The following is a 442-nucleotide window of genomic DNA, read 5'->3' on the forward strand; positions in this document are numbered from 1 at the left end:
GTCGATGGCCGCGCACGGCGCACGCCGCCTGATGCAGATGGCCGAGAACGCGGCCAACGTGATCGGCATCGAGCTCCTGGCCGCTGCGCAGGGCTGCGACTTCCATGCGCCGCTGCGCTCCAGCAAGGCACTGGAAAACGTGCGCGCCACGCTGCGTGCACAGGTGCCGATGCTGCAGGACGATCGCTATTTCCACCCGGACATGGTGATCGCAACCGATCTGGTCCGCAGCGGCGCATTGGCCAAGGGCCTGGCCGAGCTGTTGCCCACGGTGGAACCGCAGGCATGAACGGCCATCCCGAATGGCTGACCGTGCACGAAGGCGATGCGCCGCTGATCGTCAGCTTCCCGCACACCGGCAGCGAGCTGCCGCATGATCTGATCGGCGATTTCCACTCGCCGTGGCTGGCGCGCCGCGATGCCGACTGGTGGGTGCATGAGC

General features: G+C 67.4%; 1 protein-coding gene. It reads left to right on the forward strand.

The features are described 5' to 3' along the window. Positions 1-289: aromatic amino acid lyase (locus F0Q01_RS13675; RefSeq protein ID WP_163927297.1), on the forward strand; the 289-nt coding region annotated here is incomplete at its 5' end. Positions 290-442: the final 153 nt, after the last annotated feature.

The organism is Pseudobutyrivibrio xylanivorans, assembly GCF_010906925.1.
GTDB lineage: Bacteria > Bacillota > Clostridia > Lachnospirales > Lachnospiraceae > Pseudobutyrivibrio.